The 18,970-nt window shown below is 74.6% G+C and carries 19 protein-coding genes; 1 reads left to right on the top strand and 18 read right to left on the bottom strand.

Going from position 1 to position 18,970, the window contains the following annotated elements:
* Positions 1-44 precede the first annotated feature (44 nt).
* From AB0H83_RS15125 to AB0H83_RS15105, 5 genes are all read right to left on the bottom strand, one after another.
* Positions 45-2,360, bottom strand: a complete 2,316-nt coding sequence (locus AB0H83_RS15125; protein ID WP_360092843.1) for an FxsB family cyclophane-forming radical SAM/SPASM peptide maturase — start codon at positions 2,358-2,360, stop codon at positions 45-47.
* 14 nt (positions 2,361-2,374) lie between these two features.
* Positions 2,375-2,569 (bottom strand): hypothetical protein, encoded by a 195-nt coding sequence (locus tag AB0H83_RS15120; protein ID WP_360092840.1) that lies wholly within the window; start codon positions 2,567-2,569, stop codon positions 2,375-2,377.
* A 128-nt stretch (positions 2,570-2,697) separates the two neighbouring features.
* Positions 2,698-3,570, bottom strand: a complete 873-nt coding sequence (locus AB0H83_RS15115; RefSeq protein ID WP_360092837.1) for an alpha/beta hydrolase — start codon at positions 3,568-3,570, stop codon at positions 2,698-2,700.
* Positions 3,571-3,847: 277 nt separating this feature from the next.
* Complete coding sequence (locus tag AB0H83_RS15110) at positions 3,848-4,942, bottom strand: hypothetical protein (protein WP_360092834.1); 1,095 nt, start codon at positions 4,940-4,942, stop codon at positions 3,848-3,850.
* A gap of 185 nt (positions 4,943-5,127) precedes the next feature.
* Complete coding sequence (locus AB0H83_RS15105) at positions 5,128-6,714, bottom strand: AMP-binding protein (protein ID WP_360092831.1); 1,587 nt, start codon at positions 6,712-6,714, stop codon at positions 5,128-5,130.
* An 88-nt stretch (positions 6,715-6,802) separates the two neighbouring features.
* On the opposite strand from AB0H83_RS15105, the gene AB0H83_RS15100 reads away from it, so the two are divergent.
* Positions 6,803-7,420: a hypothetical protein gene (locus AB0H83_RS15100; RefSeq protein WP_360092828.1), complete on the top strand. Its 618-nt coding sequence runs from the start codon at positions 6,803-6,805 to the stop codon at positions 7,418-7,420.
* 12 nt (positions 7,421-7,432) lie between these two features.
* On the opposite strand, the gene AB0H83_RS15095 is transcribed toward AB0H83_RS15100, so the two are convergent.
* From AB0H83_RS15095 to AB0H83_RS15035, 13 genes are read right to left on the bottom strand one after another with little or no spacing between them, the layout of a single operon-like run.
* Entirely contained in the window at positions 7,433-8,791 is a 1,359-nt protein-coding gene (locus AB0H83_RS15095) for a lanthionine synthetase LanC family protein (protein WP_360092825.1), read from the bottom strand.
* Between the two features lie 9 nt (positions 8,792-8,800).
* A complete protein-coding gene (locus AB0H83_RS15090) occupies positions 8,801-10,351 on the bottom strand; it encodes a class I adenylate-forming enzyme family protein (RefSeq protein WP_360092822.1) in 1,551 nt (516 codons plus the stop codon).
* Positions 10,344-11,069 carry an SDR family NAD(P)-dependent oxidoreductase gene (locus tag AB0H83_RS15085; protein ID WP_360092819.1) on the bottom strand — a complete coding sequence of 242 codons (726 nt, stop codon included), beginning with the start codon at positions 11,067-11,069 and terminating at the stop codon, positions 10,344-10,346. Before AB0H83_RS15085 ends, AB0H83_RS15090 begins: the two co-directional genes overlap by 8 nt.
* Complete coding sequence (locus AB0H83_RS15080) at positions 11,069-11,914, bottom strand: enoyl-CoA hydratase (RefSeq protein ID WP_360092816.1); 846 nt, start codon at positions 11,912-11,914, stop codon at positions 11,069-11,071. Before AB0H83_RS15080 ends, AB0H83_RS15085 begins: the two co-directional genes overlap by 1 nt.
* Before the next feature lie 13 nt (positions 11,915-11,927).
* Positions 11,928-12,812, bottom strand: coding sequence for an acyl-CoA dehydrogenase family protein (locus tag AB0H83_RS15075; protein ID WP_360092813.1), 885 nt, complete (start codon positions 12,810-12,812; stop codon positions 11,928-11,930).
* 13 nt (positions 12,813-12,825) lie between these two features.
* Positions 12,826-13,971 carry an acyl-CoA dehydrogenase family protein gene (locus AB0H83_RS15070; RefSeq protein WP_360092810.1) on the bottom strand — a complete coding sequence of 382 codons (1,146 nt, stop codon included), beginning with the start codon at positions 13,969-13,971 and terminating at the stop codon, positions 12,826-12,828.
* Positions 13,968-14,699 (bottom strand): enoyl-CoA hydratase family protein, encoded by a 732-nt coding sequence (locus tag AB0H83_RS15065; protein ID WP_360092807.1) that lies wholly within the window; start codon positions 14,697-14,699, stop codon positions 13,968-13,970. Before AB0H83_RS15065 ends, AB0H83_RS15070 begins: the two co-directional genes overlap by 4 nt.
* On the bottom strand, positions 14,696-14,839 hold the full coding sequence (locus AB0H83_RS15060; RefSeq protein ID WP_360092804.1) for a hypothetical protein: 144 nt from the start codon (positions 14,837-14,839) through the stop codon (positions 14,696-14,698). The genes AB0H83_RS15065 and AB0H83_RS15060 overlap by 4 nt, the downstream gene beginning before the upstream one ends.
* 9 nt (positions 14,840-14,848) lie before the next feature.
* Complete coding sequence (locus tag AB0H83_RS15055) at positions 14,849-15,622, bottom strand: SDR family oxidoreductase (protein ID WP_360092801.1); 774 nt, start codon at positions 15,620-15,622, stop codon at positions 14,849-14,851.
* 2 nt (positions 15,623-15,624) lie between these two features.
* Entirely contained in the window at positions 15,625-16,266 is a 642-nt protein-coding gene (locus AB0H83_RS15050; RefSeq protein WP_360092798.1) for a gamma carbonic anhydrase family protein, read from the bottom strand.
* Positions 16,266-17,315, bottom strand: coding sequence for a nitronate monooxygenase family protein (locus AB0H83_RS15045; RefSeq protein WP_360092795.1), 1,050 nt, complete (start codon positions 17,313-17,315; stop codon positions 16,266-16,268). Before AB0H83_RS15045 ends, AB0H83_RS15050 begins: the two co-directional genes overlap by 1 nt.
* Positions 17,312-18,094, bottom strand: a complete 783-nt coding sequence (locus tag AB0H83_RS15040; RefSeq protein WP_360092792.1) for a CoA-transferase — start codon at positions 18,092-18,094, stop codon at positions 17,312-17,314. The genes AB0H83_RS15045 and AB0H83_RS15040 overlap by 4 nt, the downstream gene beginning before the upstream one ends.
* Positions 18,091-18,906 carry a CoA-transferase gene (locus tag AB0H83_RS15035; protein WP_360092789.1) on the bottom strand — a complete coding sequence of 272 codons (816 nt, stop codon included), beginning with the start codon at positions 18,904-18,906 and terminating at the stop codon, positions 18,091-18,093. The genes AB0H83_RS15040 and AB0H83_RS15035 overlap by 4 nt, the downstream gene beginning before the upstream one ends.
* Between the last annotated feature and the right edge of the window lie 64 nt (positions 18,907-18,970).

Here is an 18,970-nt window from a genome sequence, read left to right as displayed (position 1 = left end):
TTCGGTCGGCGATCGGCGGTCCGTCCAGCCGAACGCGCCGGTGATCACGGGTCCGGGGCGGGCCAGCCGTCCACGGCCGCCTGCATCCCGGCGACGAACCGCGTGCCCGCCCCGGTCAGCGCCGAGGTCCGCAGCAGGGCGTCGGCCGCCGCCGACACCCAGGCCCGGTACCGGCGGTAGTTGCCGGCCGCCGCGGCGCCGGAGCGGCGGCGCCACAGGTCCGCGACCGCGAGGTGCGCGTACAGCCCCTGCAGGGCGGCGTCCACCGGCCGCTCGTCCTCGCGCCACGGGACGGTGACGGTGGTGAGGTTGTCGGGTTCGGTGAGGTCGCACAGGTCCAGCAGCGCACCGAGCTTGACGTGCTGCAGCTCGTGGACGAGCAGCACGGCGGTCGCGGCGCCGTCGGCCGCCGCGAGCCCGACGGCGGCGAACGCCTCGCGCTGCGTGGCGCTACGGTGCTCGCCGGCGGGGTCGTCGCGCAGCGGGACGACGGTGTGCACCGCGCCGCGCAGGGCCGGCAGGTAGTCCGGCGCCTCCCGGGTCAGGACGGTCCACGCCCCGCGGAGCCGGTCGTCCCACGCCCGGGCCGCCTCGTCGCCGAGCCGGTCGGCGACCGGCCAGTCCTGGCAGTCGCGGAGCGCGTCGAGGTCGTCGAGCAGCACCGGCCATTCGTCGGGCCCGGCATGCCGGACCGGCAACCAGCCGGGCTGCTCCCCGGGCCGGCCGCGGTGCACGGCGACCGCCGGCGAGCCCGGTGCGGTGACGGTGAAGCCGTCCGGGGTGACGCGCAGCGTGGCGCCGCCGGCCGCCGGCCCGGTCACGGCGCTGCCGAGGCCCGGCAGGTGGACCCGGCCGTCGCGGACCGGCACCCACAGCTCGGCGGTCACGCCGGCGTGCACGGCGGCCGCGCCGGTGAGGGCCGCGAGGTAGCCGAGGTCGGCGTGCGCGCCGGCGTCCGGCAGGCACGACAGCAGCCAGGGCCGCAGCCACGGCTGCCGCAGCACCTGGGCGAACGCGTCCGGCGCCGTCTCGCCGAGCTCGTTGAGCAGCTGCCACGCCTCGGCGAGCGGCGCCGGCAGCGGCAGCGACCCCACGACGTCCAGCAGCAGCGCCTTGGCGTACAGCTGGCCCTGCTCCAGCAGCCACCACGCGGTGTCTGCCGACCCGGGTCCGGCCGCGAGGTCGTCGAGCCGCGCGTCGAGCTCCGGGCCCGGTGCCATGGTCGCGGATCCGGTGCTGACCTCAGGCTCGCCTCGCATCGATCGGATCAGCTCCTCCAGGTCGGCGCAGTACACGGACGGATTGTCGAACCCGCTGCCGGTGCGGTACCGGTGGGCGCGCAGCCCGCCGCCGCACTGGCGCACCACCGGGCAGGCTCTGCAGGTCGCGCACAGCTCGGCGGCGCCGTCGCGCCGGGCGGCGATGTCGGGGTGCGCCGCCACCTCGTCCAGCGAGTGCGTCCACACCGACATGCCGGTGCCGGCGGCGCCGTGGAAGGCGGTCTTGAGCGAGTCGGCCTGCTCCCACGCGCCATCGGTCTCGATGACCACGAGCGCGACCGGGTCCAGGCCGACGGACTCGGTCTGGCTCGGCCCGCCGACGGCCGTGGAGCGCAGCGAGTCGAACAGCCGCACCGGGACCGGCCGGCCGTCCTGCAGCCAGCGGCGGTAGATGCGCAGCAGCCAGCGGGCGTACGGGGTGCGGTCGTCCACTGTGGACATGGGCCGGGGCGGCGGGTCGTCCCAGGTGGCGTGCGGCAGGAGGAAGTCGATGCGGGGCGGGCGCTCGGCCAGCAGCGCGGTGTAGACCCGGATGGGGTCGTTGGCGACGTCGACGGTGCACAGGATGCCGCCGTACGCCGGCCGGAACTCGGGCCTGCGCAACAGTTCCAGGGCTCGCAGGACGGCGGCGTGGCTGCTGGCGCCGGTGCCGAACCGGCGGTGGCGGTCGTTGGCCTCGGCGTCGCCGTCCAAGGAGATGCCGACCCGCACCCGGTGCCGCACGAAGATGCCGCACAGCTCCTCGGTCAGCTGCACGCCGTTGGACTGCAGCACCAGATCGAGCGCGGCCGCCGGGCTGACCGTCGCCCGCAGGTCGGTGAGCAGCGCGTCGAGGCGGCGCGGGCCGAGCAGCAGCGGCTCGCCGCCGTGCAGCACGACCCGGACCCGGTGCAGCCGGTGGGCCCGGGCGTGCTCGGCGATGCGTTCGGCGACCCGGTGCGCGACCGCCGGATCGATGACCTTCGGCCGGTCGATCCACGTCTGGTCCCGGTGGACGTACACGTAGCAGTGGTCGCAGCGAAGATCACATCGGCTGTGCACCTTGAGCACATATTCGGTGATCGCGTCGGCCTGCGGCATACCGCGGCGGGTGGTTAGCTGCCGGAGTTGAACTTCGCGACGGGCACCGTGGTCCGCCGCCGGTGCAGTTCCTTGATCCGGCCGGCGGCCGCCTGCACACGGTCGGGCGCGAGCCGGGACAGCGGCGTCTCCCGGAGGCCGACGAGCGCCGCGACATCCTCACGGGTGGCGGCGGTCGGCGTTTTCAACTCGGTTTCGGCTTGCTGCATGTGGTCCCCCCAGGCCCGGCGCACAGACGCCGATACTCATAGACGTGCATGACTATGATATCAACGCCGGTCGTTCTAGGTAGCATAAGCAGCACGGGCGGTAATGTCACCTTACAAAATCACGGTATTCAGCAAACTTCGATGGGCTCCGGAGTGGCGAGCCAGCGCAGCATCGTCGGCAGGATCTCCACGGCGCTGAAGTGTCCCGCGTCCTCCTGCACCACCGCCTCGGCGAAGGGCATCTGCTTCGCCAGCCACCGCGCGTGCGACGCCGGGGAGAACGCGTCCTTCGCCCCGTGCCACAGCCGGACCGGCAACTTGATCGAGGCCGGGTCGAAGCCCCAGTGCGAGCGGAACGCCAGGTCGTCGTCGATCCAGCCATATGCGCCGGGCCGCACGCCCTCGGCGTAGCTCGCCCTGATCTGGACGCCGATCGCGACGTCGTCGACGACCCGCCGGTCGGCCGGGGTGAGATCGGGCTCGAGGTGGTCCAGCAGGCTCTGCGGGTCGCGGCGGGTGTGCTCGGCCCGCTCGATCAGCGCGTCGTTGAGCGCGGCCGGGTCGGACGAGTGCTCCTCCAGGTTGGACGCGCCCATCCCCCGGTACCAGTCCAGGCCCGCCGAGTTCGGCGGGGCGAGGGTCACCAGCACCCCGACCTTGGTGATCCGGTCGGCGAGCTGGTCCGACGCGGCACAGGCCAGCGCGTGCGGCCCCCCGCCGGACCGGCCGACCACGGCCAGCCTGTCCACGCCGAGCGCGTCCGCGATGGCCTTGACGTCGTCGGCGGCGTCGATGACGCGCCGCTTCGGGTGCCGGTCGGAGCCGCCGTAGCCCGGTCTGTCATAGGTGATCAGCCGGATGCCCATGCGGTAGAGCACGATGGAGCGCGGCTTCGGGCCGGTCCTGCTGCCCGGGGTGCCGTGCATCAACAGGATCGGCACTCCGTCGGGGTCACCGGAGACGTCCACGGCAAGCCCGCGGCCGGCATGGCGCACCGTCATGTGCGGCGCTGGCCCTTCCGGCACCGGACACCCCCTGAATCCCCGCTGCCTGTCGTGTCAAAACGCAAACAGCTTCTCACGATAACGCCAATTGCCCGGCGCGCACCATACATAGACAACGACGGACGTCATGTGATGTATGTCGTCCGTTAGTGCGACACCCGTTCTTTCGCGCGACCGCCCTGCTCACCGGTGCCGCCGTCGCATACTTTCGGACATCACGGTAAAGCCCGCACCGGCGGTGCGGCCTCACCGTGCACAGGTGAGCGAAGCCGCATCATGGCACGGGCCGGTCCGGCGCCACAGCCGGCGGGGTGATACCCGACACCGGGTCCTGGCCGGCCCGGATCCGGTCGTACACCAGATCGAAGGTGAAGCCCGCGGCGAAGCCCACCGGCACCACGAAGAACAGCAGGCGCCGGGCGTCCAGGCGGTCCAGCAGGTCCGGGACGGTCAGCAGCTGGGAGGCGACGTACAGCAGCACCGCGACGGCCCCGGCGCCGAGCCCGAGGACCGCCGCCCGGCCCCACCGCTGCCCGGCGGCGAGCGAGTCGCGGATGACGGCACCGGCCACCGCGGCGAGCAACGGCCCGGCGAGCAGCAGCCCGATCGCCTTCGGCCCGGCCGGGCCTGGCCCACCGGCCAGTGCGAGCGTGGCCAGCGCGCCGACGAGCGCGGCGGCCGCGACCGCCAGGCCCACCCGGGCCGCGCGGGCGCGGTGCGTGACGGCGCGCAGCTCCTGCTCCCGCTCCTGCCGGCGCCGGTCGATCTCCCGGCGCAGGTAGCCGGCCATCCGGGCGGCGGAGTCGTCGGTCCAGGCGGCACCCAGCATCGCGATGTCGTCGTCGCCGACGCCGTGCCGGTCCCGGTCGAGGTTGACCCATACCTGCTCCGCGCCGCCGCCGAACGCGGCGAGCGGCAGCACCGGCAGGCCCTGCGAGATCGCGACGATGCCGGCGATGCGCGTCGAGCGCCCGCCGCCGACGAGCACGACGGCGTCGGCCGACAGCACCGAGCGGTAGTACGCCACCTCCCACTCGACGCTGGTGTCCTGCAGCACCTGCAGCTCCACCGCCGTGTTCCGGGGCGAGTTGAGCACGAACTCCTGGTGCCGGGCCGGGCGCGCGACGATCCGCCCCGGGGTCCCGGGCGACGCGGCGGCCACGTAGCCGGCGACGAACAGCGCCTCCGCGTACTGCGGCTCGCTGGAGAACACGAGCAGGTCGAACCCGTTGCGCAGCAGCTCGCCGCCGACCTGCTCGCAGGCGGACCGGGCCACCGCCGGGTCACCGCGCAGCGGCAGCTCGTCCTCCCGCGACGCATCGAGTCTTCCGACCACCGCGATCAGTGGCCTGCGTGTCGGTCCGACCATGTCCCAACCTGTGTCGACGGGTGCTGCGGCGCGTCCGGCGACAGTATGCACCGGCGGGCCGCGTCCGCTCTGCGGGCGTTCGGCCGCAACCGGCGGACTGATCGTCGTATTGACCTTCGCCGTGGCGCCGCCCGGGCGGCATCACCTTACGTCGGGACGCCGGACCTGTCGAACGACGCCGGCGCTCAGTTGCGCAGGCGCTGGCGGAGCTGGGCCTTGGCGATCTTGCCGCCCGAGCCGCGGGGCAGGTCGTCCACGACCTCGAGGCGCTCCGGCCAGTTGTCGCGGGACACCCCGCGGGCGTCCAGGTGCTTGCGCAGCCCGTCGAGGTCCAGCGTCGCGGCCTCGCGCAGCACCACGAAGGCGCACACCCGCTCGCCGAACGTCGGGTCCGGCATCGCCACCGCGGCGACCATGGCGACGGACGGGTGGGAGCCGACGTGGTCCTCGACGGCGGCGGCGCTGATGTTCTTGCCGCCGCGGATGATGAAGTCGGACTTGCGGTCCACGACCCGCAGGTAGCCGTCGGCGTCAATGGTGCAGATGTCGCCGGTGAGCATCCAGCCGTCCGGGGTGAAGAGGGCCTCGTTGGCGGCGGGGTCGGCGAAGTAGCCCAGGCAGGTGGCGGGGCCGGCGCAGGCGGCCTGGCCGGGGCCGCCGGCGGCGGTGACGTCGGTGCCGTCCTCGGCGAACAGCCGCACCCGCATCGCGTCGATCACCTTGCCGGCGGTGCGCAGCCGCTGGTCGGTGGTGTCGGTGACCGAGGTGCGCGACAGGGCGCCGGTCTCGTTGGAGCCGAAGAACTGCAGGACCCTGGCGCCGGTGCGGCGCTCGAACTCGGCGGCCCGCTCGAACGGCACCGCCTCCCCGCCGGTGAACATGACCCGCAGCGACGACAGGTCCACTGTGGACGCGACCGGCGAGTTGAGCATCATGATGAACTGGGTGCTGACGCAGCACACGACGGTGACCCGTTCGCGTTCGATGAGGCGCAGCGCCTCGTCGGCGTCGAAGCGGGGCATGACGACGGTCGGCACGCCGAGGATCGTCGGGGTGAAGTTGGCGGTCCACTGCGCGAAGCCGTAGGGCGCGGGGATCAGGGTCAGGAACACGTCGTCGGTGCGCAGGTCGCCGCACTCCAGGGCGAGCTCGTGGTAGTAGAACCACCGGTCCTGGTTGTGCACCACGCACTTGGGCATGCCGGTCGTGCCCGACGTCGAGTTGAGCAGGTGGATCTCGCCGCGGCCCAGCTCGTGCGGCCCTTTCGGCGCCACGACGCCGTCCTCGACCGTCTCGATTTCGAGGTGTACGCCGATGCCCAGGCCTTCCACCATCGCGCTGACCGGCTCACCCCGGTGCTCCGGCCGGCTGACGAGGGCGGTGGCGCCGCCGACGGTGAGCAGGTGGCGCACCTCGAGGCGGGCGGCCCGCGGACCGATCGCGACCACGATCATGCCGGCCTTCATCGCGGCGAGGTACACCACGTGCACCTCGACGCCGTCGGGCAGCAGCACGCCGACGCGGGCGCCGCGGGGCAGGCCGGCCTCGGCGAGCCGGCGGGCGAACGCGGTGGAGCGGGCGTCGAACTGTGCCCAGGTGAGCCGGGCGTCGCCGGCCACGAAGGCGATCCCGTCGGGCTGCTGCGCGGCGTGCCGGCGCACCACGTCGGGCAGCGTCTCGCCGTCACGGACGCCGGCGAGGCGGTCGGCGACGTACCGCTCGTGGACGCTGCCGGGCGCCGGCGCGGTGCCGGCGGGGAACAGATCGCGCACGAAGACCCCCAAGACCTCTACCAAACAAGCGCTTGGTTGTGTCATTCTGTTCCTGGCCCTTCGAGCATGTCAAGGTAGGGAGCGTCGCGTGCCGGACCTCTGGACAGCCCCCGCCGGTACCCCGGCCGACCTTCGCGTCCTGGCCCTGCTGCCGATCCCCCCGGACGCCCACGTCGAGCACCTCACCTGGCACGGCGACTCCCCCGGCGGCGGCCCGCTGCGGCTCGTCGAGGCCGACCTCGACCCGGCGGGCCGGGTGGCGACCCTGCGGCTGCTGCAGGGCGACCGGCTCGTCGCGGACCTGCGGGTCCGCCACGGCGCGCCCCGGCACGCGGCGCCGCACCGGCTGCTGCGCACCGCCCTCGGCCCCGGCGCCTCGTACACCCGCACCTTCACGGTGACCGCCGACCTGACCACCGATCACGTCCCGGACGCCGAGCCGGTGCTCAGCACCCCCGCGCTCATCGCCAGCCTGGAGGACACCGCCGCCGACGTGCTGCGGCCGCACTTCGCCCCGGCGACCGCGTCCCTCGGCACCTGGATCGGCGTGCGGCACACCGGCCCCGCGCACGCCGGCGACCGGTACGAGGTGACCGCCGTCCTCGCCGACGTCCGCGGCCGCCGGTACCTCTTCGACGTGCACGCCACCCTCGCCGGCCGCCCCATCGGCGACGGCCAGGTCGCCCAGACCCTGATCAGCCGCTGATCCGGCAGGGGCTCAGCGCCGGGCGGTGCTGAGCCGCAGGCCGGCGGGCACAGCCCACCACTGGTCGGGGCGGTCGACGACCGGGGCGGTGAGGCCGTCCTGCTCGACGCGGGCGAGGCGGAGCAGGAACGCGGCGATGCCCGCGGTGCCCTGCATCCAGGTGGTGCGGGGCGGCAGCAGCGGCGGGTCCTCGCGGTGCTCGATGAACCGCCAGCAGGCGCCGCGCTCGTCGTGCAGCGCACGGTCGGCCAGGGCGCCGGCCATGGTCCGCGCGCCCGCCAGCAACGGCTCCGCGGCCTCCGAAGCGCCGGCCGCAAGCGACCCGTCCGGCGCCGGTCCGCAGGACCAGGCCGCGTCCTGGGCGGCGTCGAGGAGGATGTCGCCGACGCCGGCGGTGCCGCAGCACCGGCCGTCGTTGTCCCAGAAGCCGGGGCGCAGCCGCGCCGGCAGGCCGGAGGTCAGCACCGAGCGCAGGCAGCGGCGGCGCAGCTCGGCGACGTCGTGGCCGCCGACCTGCCGCACCCCGGCGAGGGCGAGCGCCGGGAAGAGCTGGGAGGTGCCGGCCGGCCCGTGGCACCAGTTGTACGTGACCGGCTCGACCTCCCGCTGCGACGGCGGGATCGTGTGCGGCACGACGAACCCGCCGCCGGACAGGTCACCCACGGCGAGCACGTGCTCGGCGCCCAGCCGGGCGGCCTCGACGAAGTCCGTCCGGCCGAGTGCGTGCCCGGCGACGGCGAGCGCGGCGGCCACCCCGGCGGTGCCGTGCGAGAAGTTCGGCGAGCTGGAGCGGTACCCCGGCCACATCCGCCAGTCGAGTCCGGCGGCGGTCGGCTCGGCGGCCCGCAGCAGGGCCTCGCCGCCGGCGGTCATGAGGGTGGCGGCGCCGGTCCAGGTGGCGGCGTGCACGACGCCCGCGCTGCCCATGACGACGTCGGTCAGCGGGGCGCGGCTGTCCGGGCGGATGTCGAACGTGGTCGGCCAGCCGTCCGGGGTGCGCAGCCGCGCGAGGCGGTCGAGGGCGACCTGTTCGCGGCCGGGGGCGAGCAGGCGCAGCGCGGTGGCGTCGCCGGCGAGGCCGTCGTACAGGGACGGCTCCACCCGGGTCTCGGCCTGCGCCGCCAGCCGGGCCACGATGCCGTCGGCGAGGGCAGTCTCGGCGGCGGTCAGCGGCCGGTGCAGGCGCAGCTCGGCGAGGACCGGCGCGAGGCCCCCGATCCCGGCGTAGACGGTGTCGCGGTCGGCGGCCGGCTGCGGCGCGTCGCCGGTGACAATCTCGGGCAGCCAGGGCCCGTCGTCGTCGTGGACGTGGTGCAGGGTCCAGGCCCAGGCCGCCTCGCCGAGGTCGCGGTAGGTCGCAGCGTCGCCCATCCCATGACGCTATCCGGTCGCGGTGTCGCCGAACCGGCGGGCCGCGTCCAGCCGCAGCGCCGCCTTGTCGATCTTGCCGCCGGTACCGAGGGGCAGGGCGGGCAGCGTGACGAGGTACTCGGGCCAGTTCTGCTTCGACACGCCGGCCGCGTCCAGATGCACGCGCAGCGTGTCGAGGGTCAGCGGCGAGCGGGTGACGACGTAGGCGCAGACCCGTTCGCCGAGCACGGGGTCGGGGGCGGCGACGACGGCGGTCTGCGCGACCGCCGGGTGGCCGCCGACGGCCTCCTCGACGACGAGGGCGCTGACGTTGTGCCCGCCGCGGATGATGAAGTCCGCGATCCGGCCGGTGATGGCGAGGTACCCGTCGGCGTCGACGGTGGCGACGTCGCCGGTGAGCATCCAGCCGTCGGGGCGGAAGAGGGCGGCGTTGGCGGCGTCGTCGTCGAGGTAGCCGGGGGCGCAGCCGGGCCCCTTGGCCGCGACCTGGCCCGGCCCGCCGGGCACGTCGGCGCCGTCGGCGAGGAACCGCAGGTGCGCGCCGGGGATGGGCCGCCCGGCGGTGGTGAGCCGGGCGTGCTGCGGGTCCTCGACGGTGGTCACCGACAGCGGTCCGGCCTCGTTGGAGCCGTAGAACTGCAGCACGGAGCAGCCGGTGCGCTCCTCGAACTCGCGGGCCCGGGCGACGGGGACGCGCTCGCCGCCGGTGAACATGACCCGCAGCGACGACAGGTCGGTGGCGGCGAACGCCGGGTCGTTGAGCAGCATGATGAACTGGGCGGTGACGGCGCACAGGACGGTGACCCGGTGCTGCTCGATGAGGCGCAGGGTCGCGGCGGCGTCGAACTCGGCGGTGAGGACGGTCGGGTAGCCGTACATGGCGGGCACGACGTGGGCGCTCCACAGGCCGAAGCCGTACGGGGCCGGCAGCACGCTGGCGAACACCTCGTCGGGGCCGAACCGGCCGGCGGCGTGCGCGAGCGGGCCGAAGTACTTGCGGTTGTTCATCGTCTGCCGCACGCACTTGGGCAGCCCGGTGGTGCCGGACGTGGAGTTGACGAAGAACAGCTCGTCGGCGCCGAGCCCGGGGCCCGGGTGCCCGGCCGCCGGCAGGGTGTCCAGGTCGAGCAGCACGTGCCGGGGCGCGCCGCAGCGGGCGGCGATGTCGGCGCCGGGCCGGCCGCGGTGCGTGGCACGGGTGGCGAGGCCGGCGGCGCCGCTCTTGGCCAGGATGTGGGTGATCTCGGCGTCGCCGGCGCGCGGGCCGATGCCGACGGTGACCAGGCCGGCCTTCTGCGCGGCGAGGTACGCGACGTGGGTGAGCGCGCCGCCGGTGAGCAGGACGGCGAGCCGGTCGCCGGGCGCGAACCCGGCGTCCAGGTAGGCGCGGGCGAGGCGGGAGGACAGGGTGTCGTACTCGCCCCAGGTGACGGTGCCCTCGGGGGCGATGAACGCGACCCGGGCCGGGTCGTTGCGGGCGACCATGGCGGCGATCGTGTCGGCGGTCCAGTCGCCGGTGGCGTGGTGGGCGGCGACGACGTCCGGCGGGTACTCAGACACCGGCACCTCCGTCGAGGCGCAGCACGGCGCCGGTGGCGAAGCGGGCCTCGGCGGAGCCGAGGTAGGCGATCGCGGCGGCGACCTCGTCGGGCTCGGCGACCGGCGGGTCGAGCAGTGCCTGGGCGTGCCCGGCGAGCCTCGGATCCTGGTCCGGCACCGGCACGATGCCGCGCCGCAGCGGCGTGTCGACGGATCCGGGGCAGACGCAGGCGACCCGCACCCCGTCCGGCGCGTACTCCACGGCGAGGGCCCGGGTGAGCGCGACGACCCCGCCCTTGGCGGCGGAGTACGCGGCGCTGTACCGCCAGCCGCGCACCCCCGCGAGGGACGCGACGTTGACCACGGCGCCGCGGGTGGCGACCAGGTGCGGCAGCGCCGACCGGCAGGCGAGGAACGTGCCGGTGAGGTTGACCGCGAGGATCCGGTCCCACTCGGCGAGGGTGACGTCGGTGGTCCGCGCGGCGGCGGCGACCCCGGCGACGTTGGCCAGCAGGTCGAGCCGGCCGCCCCACGCTACGGCGGCGGCCACGGCGGCGGTGACCTGGTCCTCGTCGCGCAGGTCGCACCGGATGCCGTGCACGCCGTCGAGGTCGACGGGGGCGGTGTCCAGGCCGGCGACGCGGGCGCCCTCGTCGCGCAGCCGGGCCGCGGTTGCCCGGCCGATGCCGGAGGCGGCACCCGTGACGAGGGCGACGCGGCCGTCGTACCGGTGCGGCATCAGCGTCCGCCGTCGCGCATGGACCGCGCGTCGTGCCCCGCGAGGGAGTCCTGGCCGACCTCGGCGTTGTGCGCGTGGGCGACGTGGTGCAGGCCGAACACCGAGTCCATGCCGGTGCGCAGCCCCATGAGGTCCTCGGCCTGGTTGACGGCCTTCTTCGCCAGGGCCAGGCCGAGGCGGGGCATCTGCGCGATGCGCACCGCGATGTCCATCGTGGCCGTCTCCAGGTCGGCGCGGGGCACGACCCGGTTGACCATGCCGAGCTGCAGGGCGCGCTCGGCGTGCACGCGCTCGCCGAGGAACAGGAACTCCTTGGCGTGGCGGGGACCCATCACCCACGGGTGGGCGAAGTACTCGACGCCGGGGATGCCCATGCGCACGACCGGGTCGGCGAAGAACGCGTCGTCGGCGGCGACGATGAGGTCGCAGCACCAGGCGAGCATGAGCCCGCCGGCGATGCAGGCGCCCTGCACGGCGGCGATGGTCGGCTTCGGCAGCTCCCGCCAGCGCCGGCACATGCCGAGGTACACCTCGGACTCGCGGGCGTAGCGGCTCTCGGCGCCGGGTTTGCCGACGTGGTCCCACCACAGGCCGGCGCGGCGCGGGAACGTGGTGTCGACGTCCCGGCCGGGGGTGCCGATGTCGTGCCCGGCGGAGAAGTGCTTGCCCTCCCCCGCGAGGATGATGACCTTGACCTCGTCGTCGTCGGCGGCGCGGTACAGCGCGTCGTCGAGCGCGTAGGTCATCGCGGAGTTCTGGGCGTTGCGGTACTGCGGCCGGTGCATCGTCACGATCGCGACCGGGCCTTCGGTGCGGTAACGGACGACCTCGTCCTCTTCACTCATGGCAGCTGCTCCTTCAAGCCGGAAGGCCGATGGTGGTGGCGAGCGCGGCGAGGCGGTCGCCGGGGGTGGCGAGGGCGGCGAGGGCCCAGGCGCGTTTGGCGTAGCGGTGCAGCTCGTACTCGACGGTGTAGCCGATCGCACCGTGGCACTGGATCGCGGTGCGGCTGGCGGCGTGCGCGGCCTCGGCGGCGAGCACGACCGCGCCGTCGACGGCGGGTCCGGCCTCGGCGCCCTCCCGCAGCGCCCACGCGGCGGCGAGCACGGCCGGGCGGGCGAACTCCAGGCCCAGGTAGGCGTCGGCGAGCTGGTGCTTGACGGCCTGGAAGCTGCCGACGGGCACCCCGAACTGGTGGCGCTGCCGCACGTAGCCGACGGTGAGGTCGAGCATCCGCCGGCCGAGGCCGACGAGCTCGGCGGCGTGGCCGAGGGCGGCGCGGGCGGCGGCGGCCGTGACCAGCGCCGGGTCGTCGGTGAGCACTTCGCCGGGGGTGGACACGACCGCGTCGAGGCTGGTGTCCACGGTGGACGCCGGACTGGTCCCGGCGCCGGTGCGTACGACGCCGCCGTCGAGGTGCAGCACGAGGCCGGCGTGCGCGCCGAACGGGGTGAGCCCGCCCGGCCCGGCGACGGCGACGCGCAGCGACCCCGCCGCGGCCCGGTCGTCGCCGAGCGCCAGCAGCAGCGGCGCGGCGACGAACGCGGTCGCGGTGACCGGCAGCGCGACGGCGGCGGCGCCGACCTCCTCCAGTACCGGCGCCAGGTCGGTCTCGTCCAGGCCGAGGTCCGTCATGGCGGCGAAGACGCCCATGCCGGCCAGGCCGTCCCAGTCGCCGGCAGCCAGCGGCGCCCGCACCGCGTCGCGCAGGGCGGCCTGGTCCTCGGTCAACGCGAACCGCACGGTGGCTCCCCTCTCATGCTCGCGGCAGGCCGAGCACCCGCTCGGCGACGATGTTGCGCTGGATCTCGTTGGTGCCGGCGTAGATCGGGCCGGCGAGGGAGAACTGGAACCCGCGCGTCCACGGCGAGTCGAGCACGGCGTCGCCGCCGAGCAGCTCCAGGGCGATCTCGTGCAGCTCGATGTCCAGCCGGGACCAGTACAGCTTGTTGAGGCTGGACCGGGCGCCGGGTGCCCGCCCCTCGACGAGGTCGGTGACCTGGTTGAGGGTGAACAGCTGGTATGCGCGGGCGTGCAGCCAGGCGCGGGTGACCCGCTCCCGGACGGCGGGCCGCAGCCGGTCGCCCTGCGCCGCGGCGAGCGTGACGAGCCGCTGCGCGGTGTGCAGGAACCGGCCCGGGGAGCGCAGCGTGAGGCCGCGTTCGGAGCCGGTGGTCGACATCGCGACCTGCCAGCCCTTGCCGACCTCGCCGAGCACCGCGCTGTCCGGCACGAGCACGTCGTCGAAGAAGACCTCGGCGAAGCCCTCGTCGCCGTCGAGGCGGCCGAAGCCGCGCACGGTGACGCCGGGGGCGTCCAGCGGCACGAGGAAGTAGGTGAGGCCGCGGTGACGGGCGGCGGCCGGGTCCGTGCGGAACAGGCCGAACAGGTGGGTGCTGAAGGCGCCGCGGGTCGTCCACGTCTTCTGGCCGTTGAGCCGCCAGCCGCCGCCGTCGGGGACGGCCTCGGCGCGGCTGCTGATGGCGGCGAGGTCGCTGCCGGCGCCGGGCTCGGACCAGCCCTGGCACCACAGGTCCTGCGCGGCGGCCATCCGGGGCAGCAGGGTGTCCTGCTGCTCGGGGGTACCGAACTCGAACAGCGTCGGGGCGAGCAGGAAGATGCCGTTCTGGGTGACGCGTTGCGGCGCGCCGGCGGCGTAGTACTCCTCCTCGAAGATGAGCCACTGCCACAGGGTGGCGTCACGGCCGCCGTACCGGCGCGGCCAGGACACGACCGCCCAGCCGGCGTCGAAGAGCGCGCGCTCCCAGTGCAGGTGGGCGGCGAAGCCGTCGCGGGTGTCCCCGGAGGGCAGCGGGCCGGGCACGTTGGCCCGCAGCCAGGCCCGGGCCTCGGCGCGGAACGCGGCCTCGTCGGGGGTGTCGGTGAGGTCGACGCCGGTCACCGGAACTCGTCCCGGACCTGGTCGGCGACGCCGGTGAGGTTGAGCTCGAAGGTGAAACCCTGCTCGTAGCGGTAGCTGCGTTTCGGGTCCCACGGGTCGATGCCGTTGAGGGACTCCTTCGCGGCGCGGATGACCACCGGGTTCTTGCCGGCGATGTCGTGGGCCACGGCGAACGCGGCGGCGCGCAGGTCGGCGCGGGGCACCACGGTCAGCACGGAGCCGAAGGCGTGCAGCTCGGCGGCGGTCGCGGTGGCCGAGGTGTACATCATGGCCCGCATCTTGTGCTGCGGCACCAGCCGGGACAGGTGGGTCGCGGCGCCGAGAGCGCCCCGGTCGACCTCGGGCAGGCCGAACGTGGCGTCGTCGGCGGCGACGATGACGTCGGCGTTGCCGACCAGGCCGATGCCGCCGCCGAGGCAGAAGCCGTGCACGGCGGCGATGACCGGCACCGGGCAGTCGTAGACGGCGCTGAACGCGGCGGCGCAGCCGCGGTTGACCCCGACGAGCGCGCCGTGGCCGGTGGCCGCCTGCAGCTCCTTGATGTCGACGCCGGCGTTGAAGCCGCGGCCCTCGGCGCGCAGCACCACGGCACGGACCGCGGGGTCGGCGCCGGCGGCGGCGAGGGCGGCGGCGAGGGCGAACCAGCCGGCGACCGGCAGCGCGTTCACCGGCGGGTTGGCCATGACGATCTCGGCCACCCCGAGTTCGTCCACTGTGGACTCGATCACGGTGTCTCCAAACTGAAGGTGGCCCAGCCGTACACGGCGACGGTGCCATCCTGGGTGGTGCAGGTCATCTCGACGTCGAAACTGTCCACGTCGAGGGTGAACGGCGTGCCGGTGACCCCGGCGGCACTGTCGTCGACCATGCGGGCCTCCTACGGGTGCTGGCTGCTGACGGAGACGACCTCACCGGTCATGTACGAGCTGTACTCGCTGGCCAGGAAGACGATCACGTTGGCGACCTCCCACGGCTCGGCGGGCCGGCCGAACGCCTCGCGGGTCGACAGCTCGGCGAGCAGCTCGTCGGTGGTGACCTTGGCCAGGTGCGGGTGCATGGCGAGACTGGGGGCGACGGCGTTGACCCGCACCCCGGCGTGCGCGGCCTCCAGGGCGCTGCAGCGGGTGAGCGCCATGACGCCGGCCTTCGCCGCCGCGTAGTGCGCCTGACCCTCCTGGGCTCGCCAGCCGATGACAGAGGCGTTGTTGACGATGACGCCGGTGCCGCGCGGGATCATGTGCCGCAGCGCCGCCCTGGTACAGCGGAAGGTGCCGGTCAGCGTCACGTCCAGCACGGTGCTCCACTGCTCGTCGGTCATGTCGACGACCGCGGCGGTGCCGCCGAGCCCGGCGTTGTTGACCAGCACGTCGAGCCCTCCGCCGAGGTGCTCGACGGCGGCCGCGAACAGGTGCTCGACCTGCGCCTGGTCGGTGACGTCGCACGGCACCCCGGGCACGCCGAGGCGTTCGGCGGCCTCGGCGAGGCGGCGCTCGTGCCGGTCGGAGACGACGACCCTGGCGCCCTCCTCGACGCACCGCTGGGCGGTGGCGAAGCCGATGCCGGTGCCCGCGGCGGCGGTGACCAGCACGGTGCGCCCGGCGAGCAGCCCGTGCCCCTGCGTCCTGGGCGGGACGGTCGGCGTGTTCGGCATGGTCACGACTCTACCAAGCGCTTGCTTGGCTCGCTAGAGGTGCGCCGGGCCCGGTCGATCGGGATCGCGGTGGCGGCGGACGTGGACAGGCTCGGCCGGTCCGGCTCCGCCGCCGGCAGCGGCTCGACCTGCCGCAGCGACTCCCGGCTGCGCACGGCGAGGGCCTGGTAGACCCCGGTCCCGTGCGCCTTCCAGGCCAGCTCCACGTCGGTGAGGTCACGCACGACCTTCGCGGGCGCGCCGGCCACCAGGGTCCTCGGCGGCACCACGAACTCGGCTCGCACGAGCGAGTGGGCGCCGACGAACGCGTACTCGCCGACGACCGCGTCGTCGAGCACCACGGCGTTGATGCCGATGAGGGCCCCGGCGCCGACCCGGCAGCCGTGCAGGACCGCGCCGTGCCCGACGTGGCCGTCGGGGCCGAGCGTCAGCACCGTGCCGGGGAAAGTGTGCAGCACGCAGCAGTCCTGCACGTTGGCGCCGGCCTCCAGCACGATCCGGCCGAAGTCGCCGCGGAGGCTGGCCAGGGGGCCGACGTAGCAGCCGGCGCCGACGTGCACGTCGCCGATGAGCACGGCGGTCGGGTGCACGTACGCGGTGGGGTGCACGACCGGCACGACGCCCTCGATCGCGTAGGCGGGCATCAGGCGAGCCGCTTCAGCGTGCCGGCGGCCTCGGCCATGATCCGCTCGATGAGCTGCGCGCAGCTGGGCAGGTCGTCGATGAGGCCGGTCACCTGGCCGGTGGCCATGACGCCGGCGTCGGTGCGGCCCTCCAGCATCGCGGCGCGGATCAGCATCGGGGTGTTGGCGGCCAGCACGAGCTGGCCGAGGCTCCGGTCGTGGCTGCCGCGCATGGCCCGGCCCTCGCGCAGCATGCCCAGCCAGGAGCGGCCGGACAGCCGGCGCAGGGCCCGGGCGTTGCGTACCGCGCGGGGCAGCTTGCGCAGCGCGCCGGTCTCGCCCAGCCCGTCGACGAACGGGGTGCGCAGGACCCGCTGCGGCACGCCGTCGAGGGCGGCGGTGACGACGGTGTCGGTGACGGTGGCGTCGAGGTAGCGCTGCTTGACCGCGGCGCTGACCGGGCTGTCGCTGGTGAGCAGGAACCGGGTGCCCATGGCGATCCCGGCGGCGCCGTAGGCGAGCGCGGCGACCAGGCCGCGGCCGTCGTAGAAGCCGCCGGCGGCGATGACCGGGATGTCGACGGCGTCGACGACCTGCGGCAGCAGCAGGGTGGTGGGGACCGGGCCGGTGTGCCCGCCGCCCTCGCCGCCCTGCACGACGACCGCGTCGGCGCCCCAGGCGGCGACCTTCTCCGCGTGCCGGCGGGCCCCGACGGACGGCACGACGACCACGCCGGCGGCCTTGAGCCGCGCGATGAGCCCGGGCTTCGGGGCGAGGGCGAACGAGGCGACCCGCACGCCCTCCCGGATGAGCAGGTCCGCCCGCTTCGCCGCGTCGGGGGCGTCGGCGCGCAGGTTGACCCCGAACGGCTCGCCGGTCAGCCGCCGCACGTCGGCGATCGCGGTCTCCAGATCCTCGTACGACAGCGTTGCGCCGGCGAGGATGCCCAGGCCGCCGGCGTTCGCGGTGGCCGCGGTGAGCCGGGCATCGGAGACCCAGCCCATACCGGTCTGCACGATCGGGTACCGGACGCCGAACAGCTCGCAGATCGGCGTCCGCAGCGCCGTCACCCCGCCACCTCGCGCGACCTTACTGACTTGGGGTCGATCACCTCGCGGATCAGGGTCAGCTCGGCGTCGGTCGGCAGCCGGGTCTGCGGCACCTCGTCGGGCAGCGCCAGGTCGAAGCCGGTGGCGGCGATCACCTCGTCGACCGTCACGCCGGGGTGCACCGAGACCAGGCGCATGCGGTGGTCGTGGGTACCGAAGTCGAACACGCCGAGGTTGCTGACCACCCGGCGGATCTCGTGGAAGCAGCCCGCGGCGGGGTTGGCGGCGGCCCGGTCGTAGCCGACGCCGCTGACCATGTCGACGGCGGCGACGAACGAGCGCCGCCCGTGCCGGGGCACCCAGTAGCTGGTCGGGTGGTTGACCGTGTTGCCGGGCGCGCCGCGCACGCCGAGCAGCGCCCGGGTGGGGCGGGCGAAGTCGCCGATCGCGGAGATGTTGGCGTTGCCGTAGCGGTCGATCTGGCTGGGGCCCATCATGACGTGCCGGCGGCCGGTGTACAGCAGGTCGAACACCGCCCGGAACGGGATCCAGCCCTCGATGACCGGCGGGGTGCCGCCGATCGCCCAGGTGCCCTGGGTCAGGTACGCCTCGCCGTCGGACAGCAGCAGGTCCGGGGCGAACGTGGCGCGGGCCAGGCGGGCCGCGATGCTCGGCACGACGCCGATCGGGCTGGCCAGGATCTCCCCGTCGCCGCGCCACACCTCGGCGCAGGCCACCACGCAGATCTCGGCGCGGGTCACCGCGCCCGCGCCCGTGTCGCTGGTCGTGTCACTGGTCATGTCAGGGCCCCCAGGTACCGGTCGTAGAACGCGGCCCACGCCTGCGGGTCGGCGGCGGCGGCGACGTACTCGCGCTGGAACGCCTCGTCCCGGCCGTAGTCGGGGTCGCAGGAGGTGAAGTGCGCGCCGCGGGGCGCCTCGACGACGCCGTGCACCATCCAGCGCTGCAGCAGCAGCGACTGCACCGGCGCGTCCCGGGTCAGCTCGGCCGTGTCGACGATGCGCTCGCACGACACGTACGCGCGGTCCGCGGCCGAGCAGAACAGGTCGTCGAAGTACGGGTCCGGCCCGAGGTACTGGGCGTTGCCGTGCACGTCGGCCCGGTTGAGGTGGACCAGGGCCGCGTCCAGGCGCACCGCCGGGATCGCCAGGACCTCCTCGTCGCCGTAGGGCGAGGCGACGGTACGCAGGCCGGGGTTGACCCGCAGCACGTCGGAGCCGAGCCCGGCCCGGCTGGGCATGAACGGCAGCCGGCAGGCGGCGGCGTACAGCGCCCAGCGCAGCATGCCCTCGTCGTACTCGGTCACCTCCACCGCGCCGGACTGCCGGGCGGCCTGGAAGTGCGGCTCCAGCGGGATCGTGTCCAGGGACACGAAGCCGTAGACCAGGTGGCGGACCTTCTTCGCGGCCAGCAGCAGCCCCACGTCGGGGCCGCCGTAGCTGACCACGGTCAGGTCGGTGAGGTCGGAGCGCAGGATCGCGCGCACCAGCGACATCGGCTTGCGCCTGGATCCCCAGCCGCCGATCCCGATCGTCATGCCGGAGCGCAGCTGTGCCACGACCTCGTCCTCGGTCATCTGCTTGTTCGCCATCGCCGCCTTCTTCACCGCGCCGGCTGGACCTCGCCTCGGTGAACGTACCAAGCGCTTGCTTGAT

Origin of the sequence: Dactylosporangium sp. NPDC050688, assembly GCF_040654515.1 — a bacterium.
Classification (GTDB): domain Bacteria; phylum Actinomycetota; class Actinomycetes; order Mycobacteriales; family Micromonosporaceae; genus Dactylosporangium.
The sequence above is the reverse complement of the archived record's forward strand: the minus strand, read 5'-3'. Positions and strand labels throughout refer to the sequence as shown.